The sequence below is a fragment of the Vibrio sp. SCSIO 43097 genome, from assembly GCF_023650755.1.
GTDB lineage: Bacteria > Pseudomonadota > Gammaproteobacteria > Enterobacterales > Vibrionaceae > Vibrio > Vibrio alginolyticus.
Genome location: NZ_CP071841.1, coordinates 1,791,404 through 1,809,182, shown reverse-complemented (window position 1 = coordinate 1,809,182; position 17,779 = coordinate 1,791,404). Strand labels below are relative to the sequence as shown.

Sequence of the window (17,779 nt, the reverse complement as noted above, 5' to 3'; positions counted from 1 at the left end):
AAAGAGGGTCAGTTGGCGTTTAGATTCTAAACGCTCCTACGTGACGATCGAGTGTTCGCGATAGCTCCGCGAGTTGTTGACTTGATTCTTCTAGTTGCTCACTCGCCGTTAGCGCACTTTTCACTGAGTGGCTGACGGTATCCATGTTCATATTAATTTCGTTTGCTACCGTTGATTGCTGTTCTGTTGCGGTTGCTACTTGAGTATTGATATCTGAAATAGTCGTCACTTGTGCAGCTATTGCTTCTAAAGCCTGTCGAGCTAACTCGGTTTCTGCCGTTCCTTCTTCAATAAGAGTCTTACTATTGCTCATTGAATTCACCGCACTTTGAGCTTCAGTTTGTAGCTGGTGAATCATGTTGTCAATTTCATCGGTAGAATGAGCAGTTTTAGTCGCTAGGTTGCGAACTTCATCAGCGACTACTGCAAAACCTCGGCCAGCGTCACCAGCGCGTGCCGCTTCGATAGCCGCATTGAGAGCCAATAGATTGGTTTGCTCCGAAATACCTCTAATCACCTCTAGAATACTACCAATCGACTGAGTATTTTCAGCAAGACTCACGATAATGTTGGAAGTGCTGTTCATCTCGTTTTCAAGATTAGTCATCGCCGTTTTGGTTCTTTCTAGCGTCGTGTAGCCATCTTGCGCTTCATTACTTGCTGCACTCGCAGCATTTGCCGCTCCGGCAGCATTGGAGGCAATTTCATTGACCGTCGCAATCATTTCGTTCATGGATGTGACAACCAGCATGGTTTGCTCGTTCTGCTCTTGCCCTCTTGTGAGCGCTTGTTGAGATTGCCCACGCAAAGCGACAGCTGAACTATTAAGCTCCACACCAGTATTTACAACTTGTGTAATAATCTCATGTACTTTCCCAACAAAAACATTGAAAGCAGAAGAAATTTGTGCGACTTCGTCATTACCTTTCTCTGGCAAACGAACGGTTAAGTCTCCGTCTCCTTTTGAGATGTCTTGTAGAGCGTCTTTAAGCGCAGAAAGCGGTCTCATCAGTTTATTTAGCAGAAGTGACAGAATCAAAACACACATAACGAAGATCGCCACCATAGAGATCAACTGGTAAGTAATAATTCCATTCGTCGCTTGGCTCACTTCGGTAATAGGAATACCAATATCAAAAGTACCGTATAACTGACCATCCACATAAATTGGTGCCATGATGTCAAACACCCATACTTTCTGGACATCGGCATACCACTTTGAGTACTGTTGAACACCTCTCGTCGCGCCTTCAACAGTATATTCATCGTTATAGGTTTTGTTCAGCTTGTGCTTATCACTGTGGGCTACTGCCGTTACGTTACGGTCAATTACAACGGCATAACTCACGTCTGAACGTTGTTTCAGCCCCTCAACAAGCGATTGTAAATCTTGCATTGGATTGGCTGAGTTCTCCAAAATATAACTCGCATTTCCCGCTAGAAACTCAGCTTGAACTTGGGATTTGTTTAAGATGATGTCATCGATTTTCTGACTCGAAATTAGGTACGTTGATGCCATACTCGCCACGACAGCAATACCAAACATGGCGCAGACTGCTAATAAGATGATTCTTTTCATTATAATTGTCTCAATACAATTCAATTGATGCTCATTAATCGAGCGCTAAGCCTTTCTTCTCCAAAACCAACCAAACTGCATTTTGGGTCTGTTTGGCAGAGCAAGACATAACTTTATAACTATGTATCTGCTTGGTTCCCGATTACTTTAGACAGAAGGAAAAAAAGTCTTCAAAACGTCACATTTCTACGAGGTTTGGCGAAGGGACGAGTACGCAAAAGGAAACGTTTGCATAGTTAAATTTAACTATGCGACCAAATTGGTATCGAACATTAAAGAAAAGACTTCTAATTAGCGTTTTGACCGTCGGGAGCGCTGTGGTCAGTGCTCCCGTTTTATCATTTAGTATCTCAGGTTCAGATATTAGAGCCACAATCGCAGCGGTTGTAATACGAGATGTTTGGTGAAGCGAGAATGACTTGGTTTGTAGATATGGCAGCGATGTCAGATCGAGTAATTCTCAATCAAGAATCGGCAGCAAAATATGCAAACCAAGGCATGAAGCCATTGCCCATAAAAAAAGAAAGGAAAAAAATCTTTACCACAGAGTTTAGCTCGTCAGCGATATGTATCCATGCATACCCATGTATAAACCAACTGCACTGATCAAGACGCCCGATAAGTAAGGAGCTCGACGTGCAACATCATTCAAACCGCTCCATTTAGATGTCGCTTTTTGCACGCCCACTGCTGCCACAACGCCAACAGCAACCAGAGTCAAGGCTAAGCCAATACTGAATGACACAACTAAAGTCGCACCAAGAGTCATTGCCTTAAGCTGCAAACAGATAAGCAAAACCGTTACCGCAGCAGGGCATGGAATCAAACCGCCCGTTAATCCAAACAGCAGAATTTGCCCATTCGTCACGTCTCGATTCTCAAAGCGCTTTTGAATGTCTAAAGCGTGAGCGCGCTCGTGAGCATCTTGATATTCCTTATCTTCGCTTTCTAAATGAGAACCAGGACGGAAATGTACATCAAAGTCATGGGTATGATCATGGTGCCCGATGATCAAAGTGACAGAAAGTCCATTAGAGACTTCAATGCAAGACGCCGATTCCAAGTATCCATCACGCTCTATAAAGTGATAAATATCAGCAGGTTGATAACCATCACTCGATACCGAAACCTTGATACCTTCAGCAGTTAAAGGTTTACCGCTGAGTGTTCGCAACTGGAAACGGTGATGCTCCCCTTCCTCTGTAATCGAAAGCGAAACATGCCCATGTCCTGTATCCACAACTTGCGTCGTCCAATCGCGAGCATGATCCTGAGCTTTGTTCCAAGCTCGCTCATCGCTCCATGTCCGCCAAAACATCCATACGCCGGTTGTCACGATAATGACCCCAGAGATAAGTTGCATCCATGGTTCAGCCGCTTCAGCGGTGAATTTCTGGCTAATATACATCCCGCCAACAGCGATTAACCATACAATTATAGTGTGAGAAAGTGTGGCAGCTAAACCCAGCATCACGGCTTGTTTGACCGTTCCTTTCACCGCGACAATGAACGCCGCCATCATCGTTTTAGAGTGCCCAGGTTCTAAACCATGCAAGGCGCCAAGCAAAATGGCACTGGGAATAAAGAACCACCCATTACCTTGTTGTAGTAACGCGACAAAATCCATTGTTGTTCTCTGTTGTTGATTCTAATTTATCGCAAACTATACTCCCCCCTAGTATTAAATACTACCCCCCAGTATGAATTGAGTGCTACATTATCAGTTAGAATAACTCGGCCCGTAACGTAAAGAAGATAAGACATGTCGCATACAACCAGAGATCAAAAGAAGCTCAACACTCGAGTCAGTAAAATACAGGGTCAGGTGAACGGACTTAAAAAAATGCTGGAAGAAGAGCATGAATGCCAAGATGTGTTGCAGCAGATTGCCGCTATTCGGGGAGCAGTAAATGGTTTGATGCGAGAAGTAATTAAAGGTCACTTACTTGAGCACGTTGTACTTGAGGAAGACAAAACTCAACGTGAAAAAGATATGGAAGTCGTATTAAAAGTACTGGACTCTTATATAAAGTAACCCTACTTCGCTAGAGTAAAGTCACTAGGGTTAAACTCGAATATATCCTTTATAGGTAATCGCTTACTAAGCGGGAAATAACAATTCCATTTCATATTGATTAAGTTGAAAATGGAACCTATATCGGTTCAAGTTAAATAGTTTATTTATAAGAACTAAAACGGCCCAAACATAGGGCCGTTCATATTATTAAAAAACTCTAAACTATCTGATAAAAATACATATTGTGATAGGTTTTTACTTTATGGAAGAGTACAAGTAAACCTTTATACCTCTTGTAATTCGACGTGCTTAGCGCTGTAAGATTTTGTAAATGCAACACACCCCAAAAGTACAGCAAGTGGTAACACAGGATCAAAGATTGAACCATGAGATCCGAAGAATAAGTTAAGAATCATGACTAATGAACCACCAATAGCCCAAGCAATTGTTGTTGGAATAGTCCAAATAATGAGTTGTTTCTTAACCTCAGTCACCCCCATTAATCGATTAACAATATGGAATAGCGAGTCATTAAAGTAGCCAGCAAATAGAGATCCCATCGTAGCTGCCGTCGCTGCGAATAAAAGGTTAACGTCAGGAATATTTACTAAAACTGGGGCAGATATAGAAGCAGCGGTTATCATGGAGACTGTACCAGAGCCCTGAATAATACGAACTAACGTCGCAATAATAAATGGAATCATAACCGCAGAAATAGGAAGCCCTGCAACTTGGTTAGCAATCTCTGCGCCCGCACCCGTTTCACGCAATACGGCACCTAACGCGCCACCAGCTCCTGTTACTAACAAAATGATGCCACAAGTGGAGATTCCTTGTTCCATCTTTTCATTCGCTTCTTCTTTGGTAAGGTTATTACCCAATGTGTAAACCGCTAATAACGTCGCTATTGATAGTGCAATAGTAGGGCTGCCGATAAAAGCGATAAATTGACCAAATGTTGTTGCAGTCAGCCCTTCGAAACCGAAAGTCCCCTCTAATAAACCCATCACTGATTTCGCAAGTATAAGTAAAATTGGGATAATAATTGGAGCGATAGATTTACTTAAAGATGGTAGGTCTTTCGCTTCTTTACTTGCAATGTACTCTTTGTGATCATTAATCAGTTGCTCACTAGACTTCGAGAAATGTTCGGTTGGAATGAATTCAGGAAACTGCTTTTCTAACCATCTTGCATACCAAACAATACCCATGACACAAGGCGCTGCGATCATCAAACCAAAACCTAACATGCTGGCGAGATCGACACCAAAGATACCAGCAACGCCCAAAGGCCCTGGAGTCGGCGGAATAGCGTGATGCGCTACGACCAAGCCGCCCGCCAGAGCAACCGTAAGCGTTAAAATCGAGCGATTGGACGTTTTTGACAAAGACTTCGCAATTGGATAAAGAATGATAAGCGCGCTATCCACAAAGATTGGGATGCTAACAATATAGCCAGTTACAGCAAGAGCGGCCTCTTCTTTCTTTTTTCCTAACCACTTTATAAAATTATAGGCAATACTTTCTCCTGCTCCAGAAGCCTCTAAAATAGCCCCCATCATAACGCCGAGACCGATGACAATCCCTATACCGCCTAATGTTCCACCAAATCCTTTGCTAACGGTCGCAATCGTGTCGTCAACACTTAACCCACCAATAATACCTGCGATACATGCCGCAATTAACATCGCAATTAACACATGTACTTTTGTACGTAATACAAGAAAAACAAGGACTGATACGGCTACTATTAGTCCAATTACTGAGGTTGGTAACATTAGACAATCTCCATATTGTTAACAGAAATAAATTGTTGTAATACATCCTTGAAATTACTGTCTGCTTTAAATCCAAGCTCCAGTTCTTTAGTACAATCAATTTTTTGTGGCCAACTACTCACAATACGATCAATACCCGCATCATGCTCATAAGTAATATAATTAGAAAGTTGTTTACCCATTAGAGTGTCCATTGTTTGAATCATCTCAGCTGGTGTAGTTTGAATACCAGGTAAATTAAGCGTTCTATAGGACAGATTATTTAACTGCTCATAAGGCATTAGCCCTGCATATTGAATATTGTCCACCACTCTAGACGGACTCGATATCCAAAGTTTTAGCGTAGGGTCTACAGGACAATTTGATTCTTGAGCATTCAAAGGCTCACGAATAATTCCGCTTACGAAAGAGCTAGCGGCAAGGTTTGGTTTCCCAGGGCGAATACAAATAGTCGGTAAACGTACGGATACAGCTTTAACAAAGCCTTTACGGGCATAGTCGTTAACCAATAACTCACCTATGGCTTTTTGCGTCCCGTAGGATGACTGAGGATGAAGTGCTGTTATTGGTGTAATCGTTTCCGGAAGATCACCACCAAAGACAGCTAAAGATGAAGCAAACGTAAAACGAATATTAGGGTTTACTTTACGGCAACGCTCAAGCAATAACTGTGTGGTCGTCAGGTTTACAGCTACGCCTAAATCAAAATCTTGCTCAGCATGGCTCGATACAATTGCCGCTAAATGAAAAATGTGTGTCGTTTCGGCAGTAATAACTTGGTCTATATTTTCTCGCTTTGTCATATCCATGACTAAAGAAACGACTCGGTCATCAATGCCCTCTAAGCGCGACTTTTGAATGTCGACAATAGTAATACTTTCAGCTTTGTTTTCTTTTAGTAGTGATTTGGCAAGTAGGGTTCCGAGAAAACCCGCCCCTCCAGTTATGATAATATTCATAGTCACGACCCTTTGTTTTTGTAATTGGTTTCAAGTTATTTATGGATGGAAATTAAAATTGTTATAGGTATGGTTTAACCCAACTAAGGCCCAGCTGCGTGCTATGCCTTGGGTTGTATTCACAACCGATCCAGCCTTGGTAACCAGAGTCATCCAAAACATTGAATAGGTGTGGGTAATTCAGTTCGCCTTCCGATGGTTCGTGCCTTTCAGGCACAGAAGCAATTTGAATATGGCCTGTGTATGGCGCCACATCGCGAATCAACGTACTCAGATCACCGTCCATAATTTGTGCGTGATAGAGATCGAGCTGCAATTTCACGTTTGGACGAGCCACTTGTTTGATGAGTTCCACCGCTTCACGTTGATGTGCAACAAAGTAGTTCGGTACATCGCGATTGTTGAGTGGCTCAATCATCAGATCAACACCTTGTTCGGCAAACTTATCCGCTGCATAACGAATGTTTGAGATAAAGGTTTCAATATGCTGATCACGAGTGAAGCGTGAATCAACAATGCCAGACATAGCGTGAACCTTTTTACAGTTCAGTGCCTTGGCGTACATCAGCGCAGTCTCGACGCTCGTTTTAAATTCATCCTCACGCCCCGGAATAGCTGCAAAACCTCGTTCACCTGCATCCCAATCACCTGGAGGCATGTTGAATAACGCTTGCTCAAAACCAAACTGCTGTATCTTGCTTGCTAGTTCTTGCGCTTCGAATGCGTATGGAAAAAGGTATTCCACCGCTTTGAAGCCCGCTTGGTGTGCTTTTTCGAAACGATCTAGAAAAGGAACTTCTGTGAATAACATTGTCAGATTTGCCGCGAATTTAGCCATTACTTACCTCTCCCTTTTAGGTCTTGAATCTCAGTATCCGTTAAGTAGCGGATGTTGCTATCTTTAAGAATGAACGCTAGCTTCGCTGTCTCTTCTAGCTCTTCTGCGTTATCCACTGCATCTTCAAAGTCCGTACCCGTGATCACTGGACCATGGTTCGCCAGGAGGAAAGCTCGGTAGTCACTAGCCCGCTGCGCAAGTTCTTCAGCAATCTGAGGGTCGCCCGGGCGCAGGTACGGAATCACTGGCAGTTCGCCAATGCGCATTACAAAGTAAGGTGTGAAAGCTTTGATGGCATTCTCGCGATCTAAACCTTCAAGACAAGAAAGCGCCGTCAAGTAAGTAGAATGCAGATGCACAATCGCATTACACTTTGAGTTATTTCGATAAATCGCCAGATGAAAAGCCACTTCTTTTGATGGCTTTTCACCAGAGATATGGTTGCCATCAATATCCACAACCGAAAGCTCTTCAGCAATCAAGCGGCCGAACGAAGAACCAGTTGGCGTTGCCAGAAAGTGTCCATTAGGCAGTTTTAGAGAAAGGTTGCCAGCGCCGCCAGTCGCATAGCCACGTTCAAACATAGAGCGCGCCATAGTGACCATTTGCTCTCGCAGTTGTTGTTCTGTCATCAATTCTTTATTCATCACAACCTCACCTATTCAAAAAACGACTGTGCTTTGGCAAAGAAGTGTTCATCGCCGAAGTTGCCCGATTTCAGAGCCAAAGAAAGCTCGCCTTCAAGTGACTTCACCCAAGGTACACCTGGTGCGATTTGAGGACCGATATGAAAACCTTTTACGGCTAGGCTTTGGGTTACAACCCCTGAGGTTTCCCCACCCGCAACGATGAAATTTTTCACACCGTGCTGCTGAAGTTTGATTGCAAGTTGGTTAAAGAATTGTTCAACCGCGTGACTTGAAGCATGCGCGCCAAACTCTTGTTGAATCGCTTTTAACGCCGCTGCATCTGCGGTTGCGTAAACCAGTGGTGCGAACTCGCTTTCGATGTTGGTCATGACCCAATCAAACACTTGATTTGAGTAATCTTCTTCCGTCAGACACGCCTTCACATCAATAGCAAAGTGTGGCGCTTTTTCTTTGTAAACAGCGACCTGTTGGTTGGTCATGACAGAACAAGATCCAGATAACACAACGGTTGGTGCCTTTTTAGGGTTCCCCTCTTGCTTCGCATCACTTTGATCTTCAAGGTTCTCTATCCAGTTCTTAGCAATACCCGCAGCCAAACCAGAACCACCAGTTACCAGTTTTAGAGACTTCGCCGCTTGGCCAAGTGTGACAAGATGCTCTGCATTGAATGCATCAACCACTGCATAGCGGTTGCCTTGTACTTTTAGCTCTTCAAAGCGCTCAATTACCGCTTTTGGACCTTGTTCAATTATTTGGAAGTTCACCAGGCCAGATTTGCCTTGAGATTGAGCATCCATCATACGAACTAGGCTTGAATCAGTCATTGGGGTCACAGGGTGATTACGCATACCTGAGTCGCTTAGCAAGTCTTGGAATACAAATAGATGGCCGTTGTAAACTGTGCGACCATTCACTGGTAATGATGGGCATACAATGGTGAACGCTTCACCTAGCTCTGCAAGCAGTGCATCCGTTACAGGACCAATGTTACCTTCTGCTGTGCTGTCAAACGTTGAGCAGTACTTGAAGTAAAACTGCTGACAGCCATTTGCTTGCAGCCACTTAAGCGCAGCTACTGAATCCTCGATTGCCTCATCTACAGGACAGGAGCGAGATTTAAGACTGATCACGACCGCATCTGCGTTTACATCAATCTCTTCTTTTGGAATACCGTTAAGCTGAACTGTGCGCATGCCGTTTTCTACAAGAAAACCTGCGATGTCTGTTGCGCCAGTAAAGTCGTCTGCGATAACGCCTAATAACATCATTTTTTCTCCGTTTTACGTGCGCTTACTTCTGTTTGTTTTCTACACCTGGAAGCTCAATACCATCAAAAATCTTGATAACGGCACTGTCGTCTTCCTGGCCAAAACCAGCATTGCTTGCACTCAAAAACATGTTTAGTGCTGTGCTTGATAGAGGAAGTGGAAATTTGAGATCTTTTGCTGTGTCCGATACGAGGTTTAGATCTTTCACAAAGATGTCGACCATAGATTTAGGGGAGTAGTCACCATCAACTACATGCTTCATGCGGTTCTCAAACATCCAAGAGTTACCCGCTGCATTCGTCACCACGTCGTACATCAGGTCAAGAGGAATGTTTGCACGTGACGCTAATGCCATTGCTTCAGCACCAGCTGCGATATGAACACCTGCTAGCAATTGGTGGATAATCTTCACAGTTGCGCCTAGGCCAATCGCTTCACCGATGTTGTAGACTTTAGCTGCCGTTGCGTTGAGTACTGGTTCAAGTGCATCAAATGTGCTTTGCGCTCCCGACGCCATAATAGTCATCTCACCTGATTCTGCTTTTGCAGCACCACCAGATACCGGTGCATCAAGCATCACAAGGTTGTGTTCTGCCAATTTCGCTTCAATTTGTTTTGCGTCTTCTGCTGAGATGGTTGCTGAAACCATTACTGGCGTATTCGGATTAAGCGCTTTAGCAAGACCAGTCTTGAACAAGACCGTGTTAACTTGATCTGCGTTCACAACAAGAACTAGAACCGAATCAAGCTTATCTGCAAACTCAACTGCATTCGTAGAAACAGCTTTTGCACCGAATGAACCTAGTTCTTCAAGCGCTTGAGAATTTAAATCGAAACCATAGACATCTAGGCCTGCACGCACACATGACTTTGCGGCGCCCATTCCCATAGAGCCTAAACCGATAACACCTACAGATTGAACTTCACTCATAAAAACAATGCCTTCTGGTCTATTAAACTTTGTTAATTCTTGTTTGGTTTATGTGATTATATGTGAAGATTAATACTAAGACCTCGCTTTGAATCACATTTTTTCACACAAATTAACAATGTCGTGATATATACCTCTTTATGGGCAGAGATATTCCGAGCAGTTAACACAAGCGAAGGCTGTTCTTACAACGTTGAGAACATAATTCACAGATATTCACAACAAATGAAAAGATTGGTAGGATACTGAAAAACAAGAATATAGAAGTGAAACTATGATCCCAGCAGAACGTCAAAGAACCATATTATCCCTGTTATCACATCAAGAAGTGTTAAGCATTTCAGATTTAACCGACCACCTTGGCGTATCACATATGACCATTCGTCGTGATATCGTGAAGCTTGAATCCTCAGGTAAAGTCGTTTCTGTTTCTGGTGGAGTGCAACTCGCTCAAGCTCTACATTCCGAACTTTCCCATGATGCGAAGGTCGAGCAACAAGCGGATGAAAAGATTCAAATTGGTAAGCTGGCGGCTACGTTAATTGGTCAAGACGCTACGATTTACTTGGATGCGGGAACAACCTCTCTAGAAATCGCCCATCAAATAGCAAATCGTAATGATCTTTTAGTGATCACCAATGACTTCTCTATTGCTGCTTTCCTTATGACGCACAGTGAATGTGAGCTTTACCACACTGGGGGAAAAATTGACCGCGAGAACCAATCTACCATTGGAGGAAAAGTCGCAGAGTTCTTGAATGGGCTAAATATTGATATCGCCTTTATTTCGACTTCATCTTGGAGCTTGAAAGGCTTATCAACACCTAATGAAAATAAAGTTCTCGTTAAAAAAGCAATCATCAAGGCGGCACAAACCAATTATCTGATCTCAGACTCAACTAAATACGGTCAGATAGCGAGCTTTCATGCATTAGACATCGAGCAATTGGACGGAATTATTACCGATCGAAACCTATCCGAAGTGGTCACTCAAGAATTAACGGATAAAGGATTACGTGTGTATAAAGAGTAACACTACCTAAACATCTGAGTTCGCGTAACTTTTATACTCGTTAATTTATAGGTGCTTCCAATATACATAGACCGTGCTGTGTACTTTCTGGCAGAAAACACATCCTTTTGTTTTCTAAATTACCAAATTACTGATTACATCTGGGATATGGAAGCTCACTTCACTTTATCGCTGCTCGTCACTTGTCATCAAAAATCAAATTCACCGCAATTGCCATCAAAACTAAGCCTGAAATTGGCAGCAAAACACCTAATGGTGAGCGCTCTATGTAAGGCAAGTTTTCCGCAATCAATAAGCCCCACTCAGGTTCTGGCGGCTTAACGCCAAGTCCGATAAAACTCAGAGACGTCAGGCTGAGCGTAATGTATGGCAAACGCAGAAACGCGTGACGAATCAATGGCGGCAGCACATAAGGCAACAAGTAGTAACGGAGTACTCGCCACTGACTGGTTCCCCAAATGGGCGCAAGATGCGTGTAAGGCTGCGCTTTGGCTTCCATCAACAAACTTGCACAGTGCGCCGCTAATGGTGCCCATGACACCATAACAATCGCAATCAAGGCACTGTTTGGGTTCATCCCCGTTAGACCAGCAATCAGCAGACCCGCCACAATGTATGGCACACCTTTGGTGATCTCAATTAAGCCTTGGCTATAACGAGTCACGAAGCCGAGCAACAAACCAATCACCAAACTTAGGAACGTTGCGATGATGCCCATTTTGATTGTCGACATCATACCGCCGCCAACGCGAGCAAGCAGATCTCGCCCGACCGCATCGGCACCAAACGGTGCTGCAAAGCTTGGCGATTCAAGGCGGGTAAATTGGATAGTGTAAGGATCGCGCATTAACGCCCATCCCGCACAACCAATCAGCAAGGCAAAGATTGTCGCACTGACAATACGTTTGGTGGTGCTTTGGGTAAAACGGAACGTGCTGTGACTGCTGATCAGCTTGCCACTTGTGACACTGTGCCCGAGTAACCAACGTTGCAATAAGATGCTCGCACTGCTGATCAACATCGAGAACACCAGCAACACCAACAAGCCACCTTGCAGCATCGGCAGATCTTGTGACTTCGCCGCGCCTAAAATTAGTCGTCCGATACCTGGAATGGAGAACACTTGCTCCACAGCAACCGCGCCGCCGGTCAAACCAATCACCGTCATTGCGATTTGAGGAATCAAGTTACTAACGGCACGCCACAAGGCAAAGCGTAAGATTTGAAACTTACTGACGTTCGCCGATAGCCAAGTGATCACCCAAGGCTCATCTAGTACACGCTTGAGGCTGTCATTGAGCAAGCGCCCGAACAAGCCAGCAGCAGGCAATGCCATTGCCAAACTGGGTAGCCAGAGGTTTTGCACACCTTGCCAACCATAAGGCGGGAACCAGCCTAACCAGATGGAAAACACCATGATCAGCAACGAAGCAATCACGTATTCAGGCAATGAAACCAACACCGAACTGAGCGTGTCATGATGCTTGTCTAAACGATTCTGTTGCCAACGACGCACGGTGTAAAGCACACTCGCCATGCACATTACAAATGCCATGCCTAGCGCTGTAAGCATCAGTAATAGTGACGTTTTTGCGGTTTGTTGAACGCTCTCCATGACGGATGCCCCGCTCACCCAAGAGACACCTAAGTCACCTTGCATGGCAAGCGTCAACCAATCCCACAGTCGCTCAGCAGCGCTGCGGTCAAGTTGAAGATCTTCTCGAATTGCTTGCAGAGCTTCTGCCGTCAGCAATTGTTGAGCACCCGCACGAGCACGGAGGATTGATTGGCTTGGGTCGATACCTGCAATATCCGGCATCAAACCCACCAGCACAACCACTACCCCGAGTGACAGGAAACGCGACAAAAAACGCGTAAACCATTCAGGCATACAAGCGCTCCAACGAGAGCGCATGTTGGCAACAGACGACATCGAGTTAGTTCACCTCAGTAAACTGGTCGATCAGGCGACGCTCACGTGGGTCGCGTTGTGCATTCTTCACGCGGTCACTCTCACCTTGGATTACACGCTCGTGAAGCAGTGGAATCACAGCGTATTGCTCAAGGATTTTGCTTTCTGCTTCGATGATCGCTTGTTGGCGTTTCTCACCCAACGGCTGACGATCAGCGTGTTTCAATGCTGCGTCCACTTCTTCAGAGCAGAACTGACCTAGGTTGTAAGAACCTTTGCAGCTAAAGTCACTTTGCATGTACGCCACTGGGTCACCAGAATCCAACACTGTTGCACGTGACAACAAGAACGCATCGAACTTACCTGCTAGTGCATCGTTTTCGATTTGTGCGTATTCACGAACGTCTAGTTCAACCACAAAGCCAGCCGCTTCAAGTTGTTGCTTTAGCAGCACCGCTACTTCTGGCAGCTCAGCACGGTCGGTAAATGTACCGATGGTGATCTTCTCACCGTTCGCGTGGCGCGTTTCCATGGTTTCCATACGAGGGTTCGCATCACGAATTGGTTGAGCCCATGCCAATGCTGGACCTAACAGACCTTTCGCTGAATCGGCGTGGTTCTCGTAAACCGTTTTGATGATTTGCTCACGGTTAACCGCTTGAGCTGCTGCTTTACGCAAACCGAACTGGCTAAACACATCTGATTTGTTGTTTAGGTAAAGCGTGTTGGTACGCGGCATTGCAACTTCATGCAGCTGTGAAGATTCCATCATCGCGATTTGCGATACAGGAACTGCTTCAACGACATCCGCCTCACCGGTACGCAGCGCTGCAGCACGCGCAAAACCGTTTGGTACGTATTCAGCAAAGATGCTGTCTACTTTCGCTTTTTCACCCCAGTAACCATCAAAACGCTTCAGTTTCGCGCTGGTTGTACCGTTGATTTCTGTCAGAACGAATGGACCCGTACCCGCATTGATTGGCACAACACGACCGTTTTCTTGGTATGCAGCACCAGAAAGGATCGCTAACTGTGGGCTAGATAGACGGCTTGGCAACAATGGATCGTTAAAGGTCGTTTTGATTTCAACAGTGAAGTCGTCCAATGCGCGAACTTGCCATTCGATACCGTCCAATATGCGTGGCTTAGGTGCGGCATCTAATGCTTTTTGTAGAGAGTTCACAACCGCGTTGGCATCAAGCTCAGAACCATCGTGGAATTTCACGCCTTTACGTACCTTAAATTGCCACGTCATCGGGTCAACTTGTTCCCACTCTGTTGCCAGCATAGGCTCTGCTACCGACTGATCGTTTAGGTTCACCAGCGTTTCTGCCGTGCTCCAACGTGACAGTTTGAACGCGTCATCTGAAAGTGGTGACAAACCTGTGCGTGGTGGTTGCATCATGGCGACGCGAATTTCCGTTGCTTGTGGTGCAGCTGCTTTTTCCGCTTCTGGCTTGCTTTCGCCAGAGTCAAAACAACCCGTCAGCAGTGCGCTTAAAGCCAGCGACAAAGCTAACTTGGGAGTACTAAGGTGCATAAGAAACCTCTCCAATGGTTTTTGTGAATTCATTACTTTTGTGTTGAGCGCTCATCAAGGCTCTCGTGATCAAGTGCGATGGGTTATTTGCCACGTTTTGTGCCGTGCCGTGCTCGACAACGCGTCCTTTGTCTAACACCAGGATTTCATCGCATAGGGTTTGTGCCGCATCGAGGTCGTGTGTCACCAAAATCAGGCGCATCTGACGACTCTTTTGAATGCCTGCCAACAAGTCGAGAATCTGTTTACGACTGACGGGATCTAGGCTGCTGGTTGGCTCATCGGCAACCAACACGCAAGGCTCAACAATTAAAGCTCTGGCGATAGCCACACGTTGCGCTTGCCCAACTGATAATTGCTGCGGGTTGCGATCCAGCAATGTGAGATCCAAACCGACATCCGCTAAGACCTTTTCCACCTTCTCGTTAAGCTCTTGCGTCAAACCAATGTTGCTTAGCGGCTCCAGTAAGATCTGGCGAACGGTGTAGTACGGATTCAAGCTCGATTGCGGCTCTTGCGGAATCAGCTGAATGTGCTGACACAACTCTTGTCGCTGCTTAGCCGAGCTACGCGATAACGGATAACCACACACATATACTTCACCAGATGTGGGTTTACGAAGACCAAACAGAAGCTCAATCAAAGTCGATTTACCCGCACCAGAAGGACCAACAATCGCAATATTCTTTGTGTCGATGGCAAGATCCAATTGTTCGAGTGCTTTAAACGGTTTGCCCCCTAACCAACTTGGTTTGGAGTAATAGTGAACACTGGCTTGCTCAAAGCGAACTTCCGCCGATTTAGGCTGCGTGTGCCCGCTCAAGTTGTGCTTAGTCAAAATAGGCTCCAGAGATGAGGTTAAGGCAGCAGTTGCGCAAGTTGTTGGCAGAAAGGATGCGAACTTTGCTGAATGGCTTGCCACGGTGCGCCATAAGCCACCATGGTGTTGTCCGCAATCACCAAGACTTTGTCACACGCCAAAGCCGCAGATAGATCGTGCGTGATCAACAAACCACTGATGTTGCGTTGCTGAACACTACTGCGAAACAACTCAATGATCTCCGCTTCGGTGATTGGATCGAGCGCACTGGTGGGCTCATCAGCGATGATCAAGTTGGCACTACCAAGCAATGCAATGGCAATACAAATACGCTGGCGCTGACCACCAGATAGCTGGCTTGGATGCTGCGCCAATGCTGCTTTTGGATCTGCAAATCCGAGTTGAGACAACAAGGTCGTCACCGTTTCTCGGTTTGCTGAAGACAAGCGTGTTTTGTTGCCCGTCAATGCCAAACACAGTTGTTGCTCGACAGACGCTAATGGATTCAGCGCTTTAAGTGCATCTTGGAAAATGACCGCAGGACGCTGCGATTGACTCCGTTGCAGCATGGCAGTTTGTGCGACTTCACTGCTGTTAAGCTGGATACTTCCGTCTACCCAAATATCAGACGGCAAAAATCCTGCGACGGCTTTCGACAACATGGATTTACCAATGCCGGAAGGTCCCATAATGGCAAGAACTTCACCTTGAAACAGCTCAAAAGAAATGTCTTTGAAGAGTGTGCGTTCTGAGTCTGTAAGGCTGAGATTATTAACGGAGAGTATTGGTTGAGAAATCACGGCATAAAACTAAATGTAATAATATAACATCACAAATAATATCATGCGGGTTAAAGCAAGGAAACCAGTCGGAAAGGTTATTTCATCACCTTTTTCAGATTTATCAGCAAGGGCAGATGACTCCACCCTTGTTATAAGAACATCTAAATTAGGTCGTTTGTGACAGTGTGAATTACTGACACTTTTGTTTGACTTGTTCGAGGTATGGGAACAAGAAGACAAAGCGCCCAACGTAGAACAAGGTGAATGCCAGCCACAAACCGTGGTTGCCCCAATATTGCACCGCAATAAATTGAGTCACTAAGAACAACACCATGGTTAGGAAGGTAGAGTTACGTACTGGTCGTGTCGTCCCTGTGCCGGTAAAGATGCCGTAAAACGTAAGACCAAAACCAGCAACAAACGGGAATGCCAATAACCAAGGGCTCATGTCTAGATACAGCTCAACAAGGTTTGGCAAAGTGGTAAACAACGTCACTAATTGGTGTTTGAACTGCACCAACAGCAAGGTCAATACAACAACGAACGCCGCGGTCCATTGCGTGTTTAGCTTAATCACGTTATCAAGCAATGTCGGATTCTTCTGGCCTACCGCTTTACCGGCAAAGACGCTCGACGCATTCGCCACACCGTCGAACATGTAGCTGACGATAAAGGTCACTTGCATCAAGATTGCGTTCGCAGCAAGCACATCAGAACCAAGCTGAGAGCCTACACGCGCCATCATGTTGAAGAACACCAATAGACACACAGTACGAAGCAGCAGATCCATATTGGAAGACGCAATGACTTTGAGATCTTTACGCGTCATTTTTGCGGTCTGAATGTGATCAAACAGCGGGAAGCGACAGGTTTTCAACACCAGCACCGCACCAATAACAAACGTCGAGATTTGCGCGATAAGTGTCGCCACCGCAACACCAGCAATGCCCATATCAAAGTACAACACAAATACGATATCTAGCACGATGTTCAGAACGTTACCAAACACTTGCGTGAACAAGGTTGCTTTAGCTTTCGCTTGCCCCATCAACCAACCAATCACGGTGTAGTTCAGCAGTACAAACGGCGCACCAAAGATCATGATATCGAAGTAAGTCTTAGCGTTTTCTGCCACGACTGCATCAGGGGAGATAATCAGCTCTGCCCCCATCCAAATCACGGACTGCAACGCAATGAAAATCAAGCCAAGGCAGAGCGAAAGCACGAAAGGACGGAATAGGCTACTCGCTTGATCTTCTGGGCTATTTTTACCTAATGCGATTGCACTTTGCCCGGTAGTACTGACGCGGAAAAAGCCAAACAGCCAATACAAAGTATTCATGATGACGGTGCCGATCGCCACGCCACCAATCATCTCAGCCACACCAAGTTTACCGATCACCGCGGTGTCCACCGCCCCCAATAATGGCTGGGTAACAGTAGAAACGATGAAAGGAAATGCGATTTTAAAATAGTCTTTATGAGTCAGGGACATCTTAAATTATGAACGGGGTTAATTTTTATAAGGTCGCTATCATATGCGAATGACGCCCGAACATGAACCAAAGTTCGCCAGCAAGGAATAGCATTGATAATTGATACAACCAGCCAACGTATTCTCATACCAAAGCTTGAAATAGGATAACGACTTATGAGAAAAGCCAAGTTAACT

The 17,779-nt window shown here is 45.2% G+C and carries 15 protein-coding genes; 2 read left to right on the top strand and 13 right to left on the bottom strand.

The window, feature by feature from the left end; all coding sequences use genetic code 11:
• Window positions 1-19 precede the first annotated feature (19 nt).
• Together J4N40_RS24475 and J4N40_RS24470 are read right to left on the bottom strand one after the other, a co-directional pair.
• On the bottom strand, window positions 20-1,579 hold the full coding sequence (locus J4N40_RS24475) for a methyl-accepting chemotaxis protein (protein ID WP_213885191.1): 1,560 nt from the start codon (window positions 1,577-1,579) through the stop codon (window positions 20-22).
• A 550-nt stretch (window positions 1,580-2,129) separates the two neighbouring features.
• Entirely contained in the window at window positions 2,130-3,206 is a 1,077-nt protein-coding gene (locus J4N40_RS24470; protein WP_250654581.1) for a nickel/cobalt efflux protein RcnA, read from the bottom strand.
• 135 nt (window positions 3,207-3,341) lie between these two features.
• Here J4N40_RS24470 and rcnR point away from each other — a divergent pair, with 135 nt between their 5' ends.
• Window positions 3,342-3,614 carry a Ni(II)/Co(II)-binding transcriptional repressor RcnR gene (gene rcnR / locus J4N40_RS24465; RefSeq protein ID WP_005375370.1) on the top strand — a complete coding sequence of 91 codons (273 nt, stop codon included), beginning with the start codon at window positions 3,342-3,344 and terminating at the stop codon, window positions 3,612-3,614.
• Window positions 3,615-3,880: 266 nt separating this feature from the next.
• On the opposite strand, the gene J4N40_RS24460 is transcribed toward rcnR, so the two are convergent.
• From J4N40_RS24460 to ltnD, 6 genes are all read right to left on the bottom strand, one after another.
• The gene (locus tag J4N40_RS24460) at window positions 3,881-5,374 is read right to left on the bottom strand and encodes a GntP family permease (protein WP_005375369.1); all 1,494 of its coding nucleotides are present in this window, start codon (window positions 5,372-5,374) and stop codon (window positions 3,881-3,883) included.
• A complete protein-coding gene (gene denD / locus J4N40_RS24455) occupies window positions 5,374-6,333 on the bottom strand; it encodes a D-erythronate dehydrogenase (protein ID WP_017635260.1) in 960 nt (319 codons plus the stop codon). The genes J4N40_RS24460 and denD overlap by 1 nt, the downstream gene beginning before the upstream one ends.
• Window positions 6,334-6,394: 61 nt before the next feature.
• Window positions 6,395-7,171 carry a 2-oxo-tetronate isomerase gene (gene otnI / locus J4N40_RS24450; RefSeq protein ID WP_250654580.1) on the bottom strand — a complete coding sequence of 259 codons (777 nt, stop codon included), beginning with the start codon at window positions 7,169-7,171 and terminating at the stop codon, window positions 6,395-6,397.
• Window positions 7,171-7,818 carry a 3-oxo-tetronate 4-phosphate decarboxylase gene (gene otnC / locus J4N40_RS24445; protein ID WP_005385078.1) on the bottom strand — a complete coding sequence of 216 codons (648 nt, stop codon included), beginning with the start codon at window positions 7,816-7,818 and terminating at the stop codon, window positions 7,171-7,173. Before otnC ends, otnI begins: the two co-directional genes overlap by 1 nt.
• Before the next feature lie 11 nt (window positions 7,819-7,829).
• Entirely contained in the window at window positions 7,830-9,086 is a 1,257-nt protein-coding gene (otnK, locus tag J4N40_RS24440; protein WP_250654694.1) for a 3-oxo-tetronate kinase, read from the bottom strand.
• 25 nt (window positions 9,087-9,111) lie between these two features.
• A complete protein-coding gene (ltnD, locus tag J4N40_RS24435; protein ID WP_250654579.1) occupies window positions 9,112-10,020 on the bottom strand; it encodes an L-threonate dehydrogenase in 909 nt (302 codons plus the stop codon).
• Between the two features lie 274 nt (window positions 10,021-10,294).
• Between ltnD and J4N40_RS24430 the strand changes: the two genes are divergently transcribed.
• Entirely contained in the window at window positions 10,295-11,053 is a 759-nt protein-coding gene (locus J4N40_RS24430; RefSeq protein ID WP_005375354.1) for a DeoR/GlpR family DNA-binding transcription regulator, read from the top strand.
• 178 nt (window positions 11,054-11,231) lie between these two features.
• Here J4N40_RS24430 and J4N40_RS24425 read toward each other — a convergent pair whose 3' ends face one another.
• The 5 genes from J4N40_RS24425 to J4N40_RS24405 all read right to left on the bottom strand — a co-directional run bounded on the left by J4N40_RS24425 (window position 11,232) and on the right by J4N40_RS24405 (window position 17,602).
• The gene (locus J4N40_RS24425; RefSeq protein ID WP_412034512.1) at window positions 11,232-12,986 is read right to left on the bottom strand and encodes an ABC transporter permease subunit; all 1,755 of its coding nucleotides are present in this window, start codon (window positions 12,984-12,986) and stop codon (window positions 11,232-11,234) included.
• A 4-nt stretch (window positions 12,987-12,990) separates the two neighbouring features.
• Window positions 12,991-14,505, bottom strand: a complete 1,515-nt coding sequence (locus J4N40_RS24420) for an ABC transporter substrate-binding protein (RefSeq protein WP_250654578.1) — start codon at window positions 14,503-14,505, stop codon at window positions 12,991-12,993.
• Window positions 14,495-15,343, bottom strand: coding sequence for an ABC transporter ATP-binding protein (locus J4N40_RS24415; RefSeq protein ID WP_250654577.1), 849 nt, complete (start codon window positions 15,341-15,343; stop codon window positions 14,495-14,497). The genes J4N40_RS24420 and J4N40_RS24415 overlap by 11 nt, the downstream gene beginning before the upstream one ends.
• 20 nt (window positions 15,344-15,363) lie before the next feature.
• Window positions 15,364-16,125, bottom strand: a complete 762-nt coding sequence (locus J4N40_RS24410; protein WP_250654576.1) for an ATP-binding cassette domain-containing protein — start codon at window positions 16,123-16,125, stop codon at window positions 15,364-15,366.
• Between the two features lie 172 nt (window positions 16,126-16,297).
• Window positions 16,298-17,602: an MATE family efflux transporter gene (locus J4N40_RS24405; protein ID WP_250654575.1), complete on the bottom strand. Its 1,305-nt coding sequence runs from the start codon at window positions 17,600-17,602 to the stop codon at window positions 16,298-16,300.
• Window positions 17,603-17,779 lie beyond the last annotated feature (177 nt).

Bases quoted from the DNA above. Each gene is read 5' to 3' on its own strand.
- otnC (WP_005385078.1), bottom strand. From the start codon at position 7,818: ATGAATAAAGAATTGATGACAGAACAACAACTGCGAGAGCAAATGGTC.
- denD (WP_017635260.1), bottom strand. From the start codon at position 6,333: ATGAATATTATCATAACTGGAGGGGCGGGTTTTCTCGGAACCCTACTT.
- ltnD (WP_250654579.1), bottom strand. From the start codon at position 10,020: ATGAGTGAAGTTCAATCTGTAGGTGTTATCGGTTTAGGCTCTATGGGA.
- rcnR (WP_005375370.1), top strand. From the start codon at position 3,342: ATGTCGCATACAACCAGAGATCAAAAGAAGCTCAACACTCGAGTCAGT.
- J4N40_RS24405 (WP_250654575.1), bottom strand. From the start codon at position 17,602: ATGTCCCTGACTCATAAAGACTATTTTAAAATCGCATTTCCTTTCATC.
- J4N40_RS24420 (WP_250654578.1), bottom strand. From the start codon at position 14,505: ATGCACCTTAGTACTCCCAAGTTAGCTTTGTCGCTGGCTTTAAGCGCA.
- J4N40_RS24430 (WP_005375354.1), top strand. From the start codon at position 10,295: ATGATCCCAGCAGAACGTCAAAGAACCATATTATCCCTGTTATCACAT.
- J4N40_RS24470 (WP_250654581.1), bottom strand. From the start codon at position 3,206: ATGGATTTTGTCGCGTTACTACAACAAGGTAATGGGTGGTTCTTTATT.
- otnK (WP_250654694.1), bottom strand. From the start codon at position 9,086: ATGTTATTAGGCGTTATCGCAGACGACTTTACTGGCGCAACAGACATC.
- otnI (WP_250654580.1), bottom strand. From the start codon at position 7,171: ATGGCTAAATTCGCGGCAAATCTGACAATGTTATTCACAGAAGTTCCT.
- J4N40_RS24460 (WP_005375369.1), bottom strand. From the start codon at position 5,374: ATGTTACCAACCTCAGTAATTGGACTAATAGTAGCCGTATCAGTCCTT.
- J4N40_RS24425 (WP_412034512.1), bottom strand. From the start codon at position 12,986: ATGTCGTCTGTTGCCAACATGCGCTCTCGTTGGAGCGCTTGTATGCCT.
- J4N40_RS24475 (WP_213885191.1), bottom strand. From the start codon at position 1,579: ATGAAAAGAATCATCTTATTAGCAGTCTGCGCCATGTTTGGTATTGCT.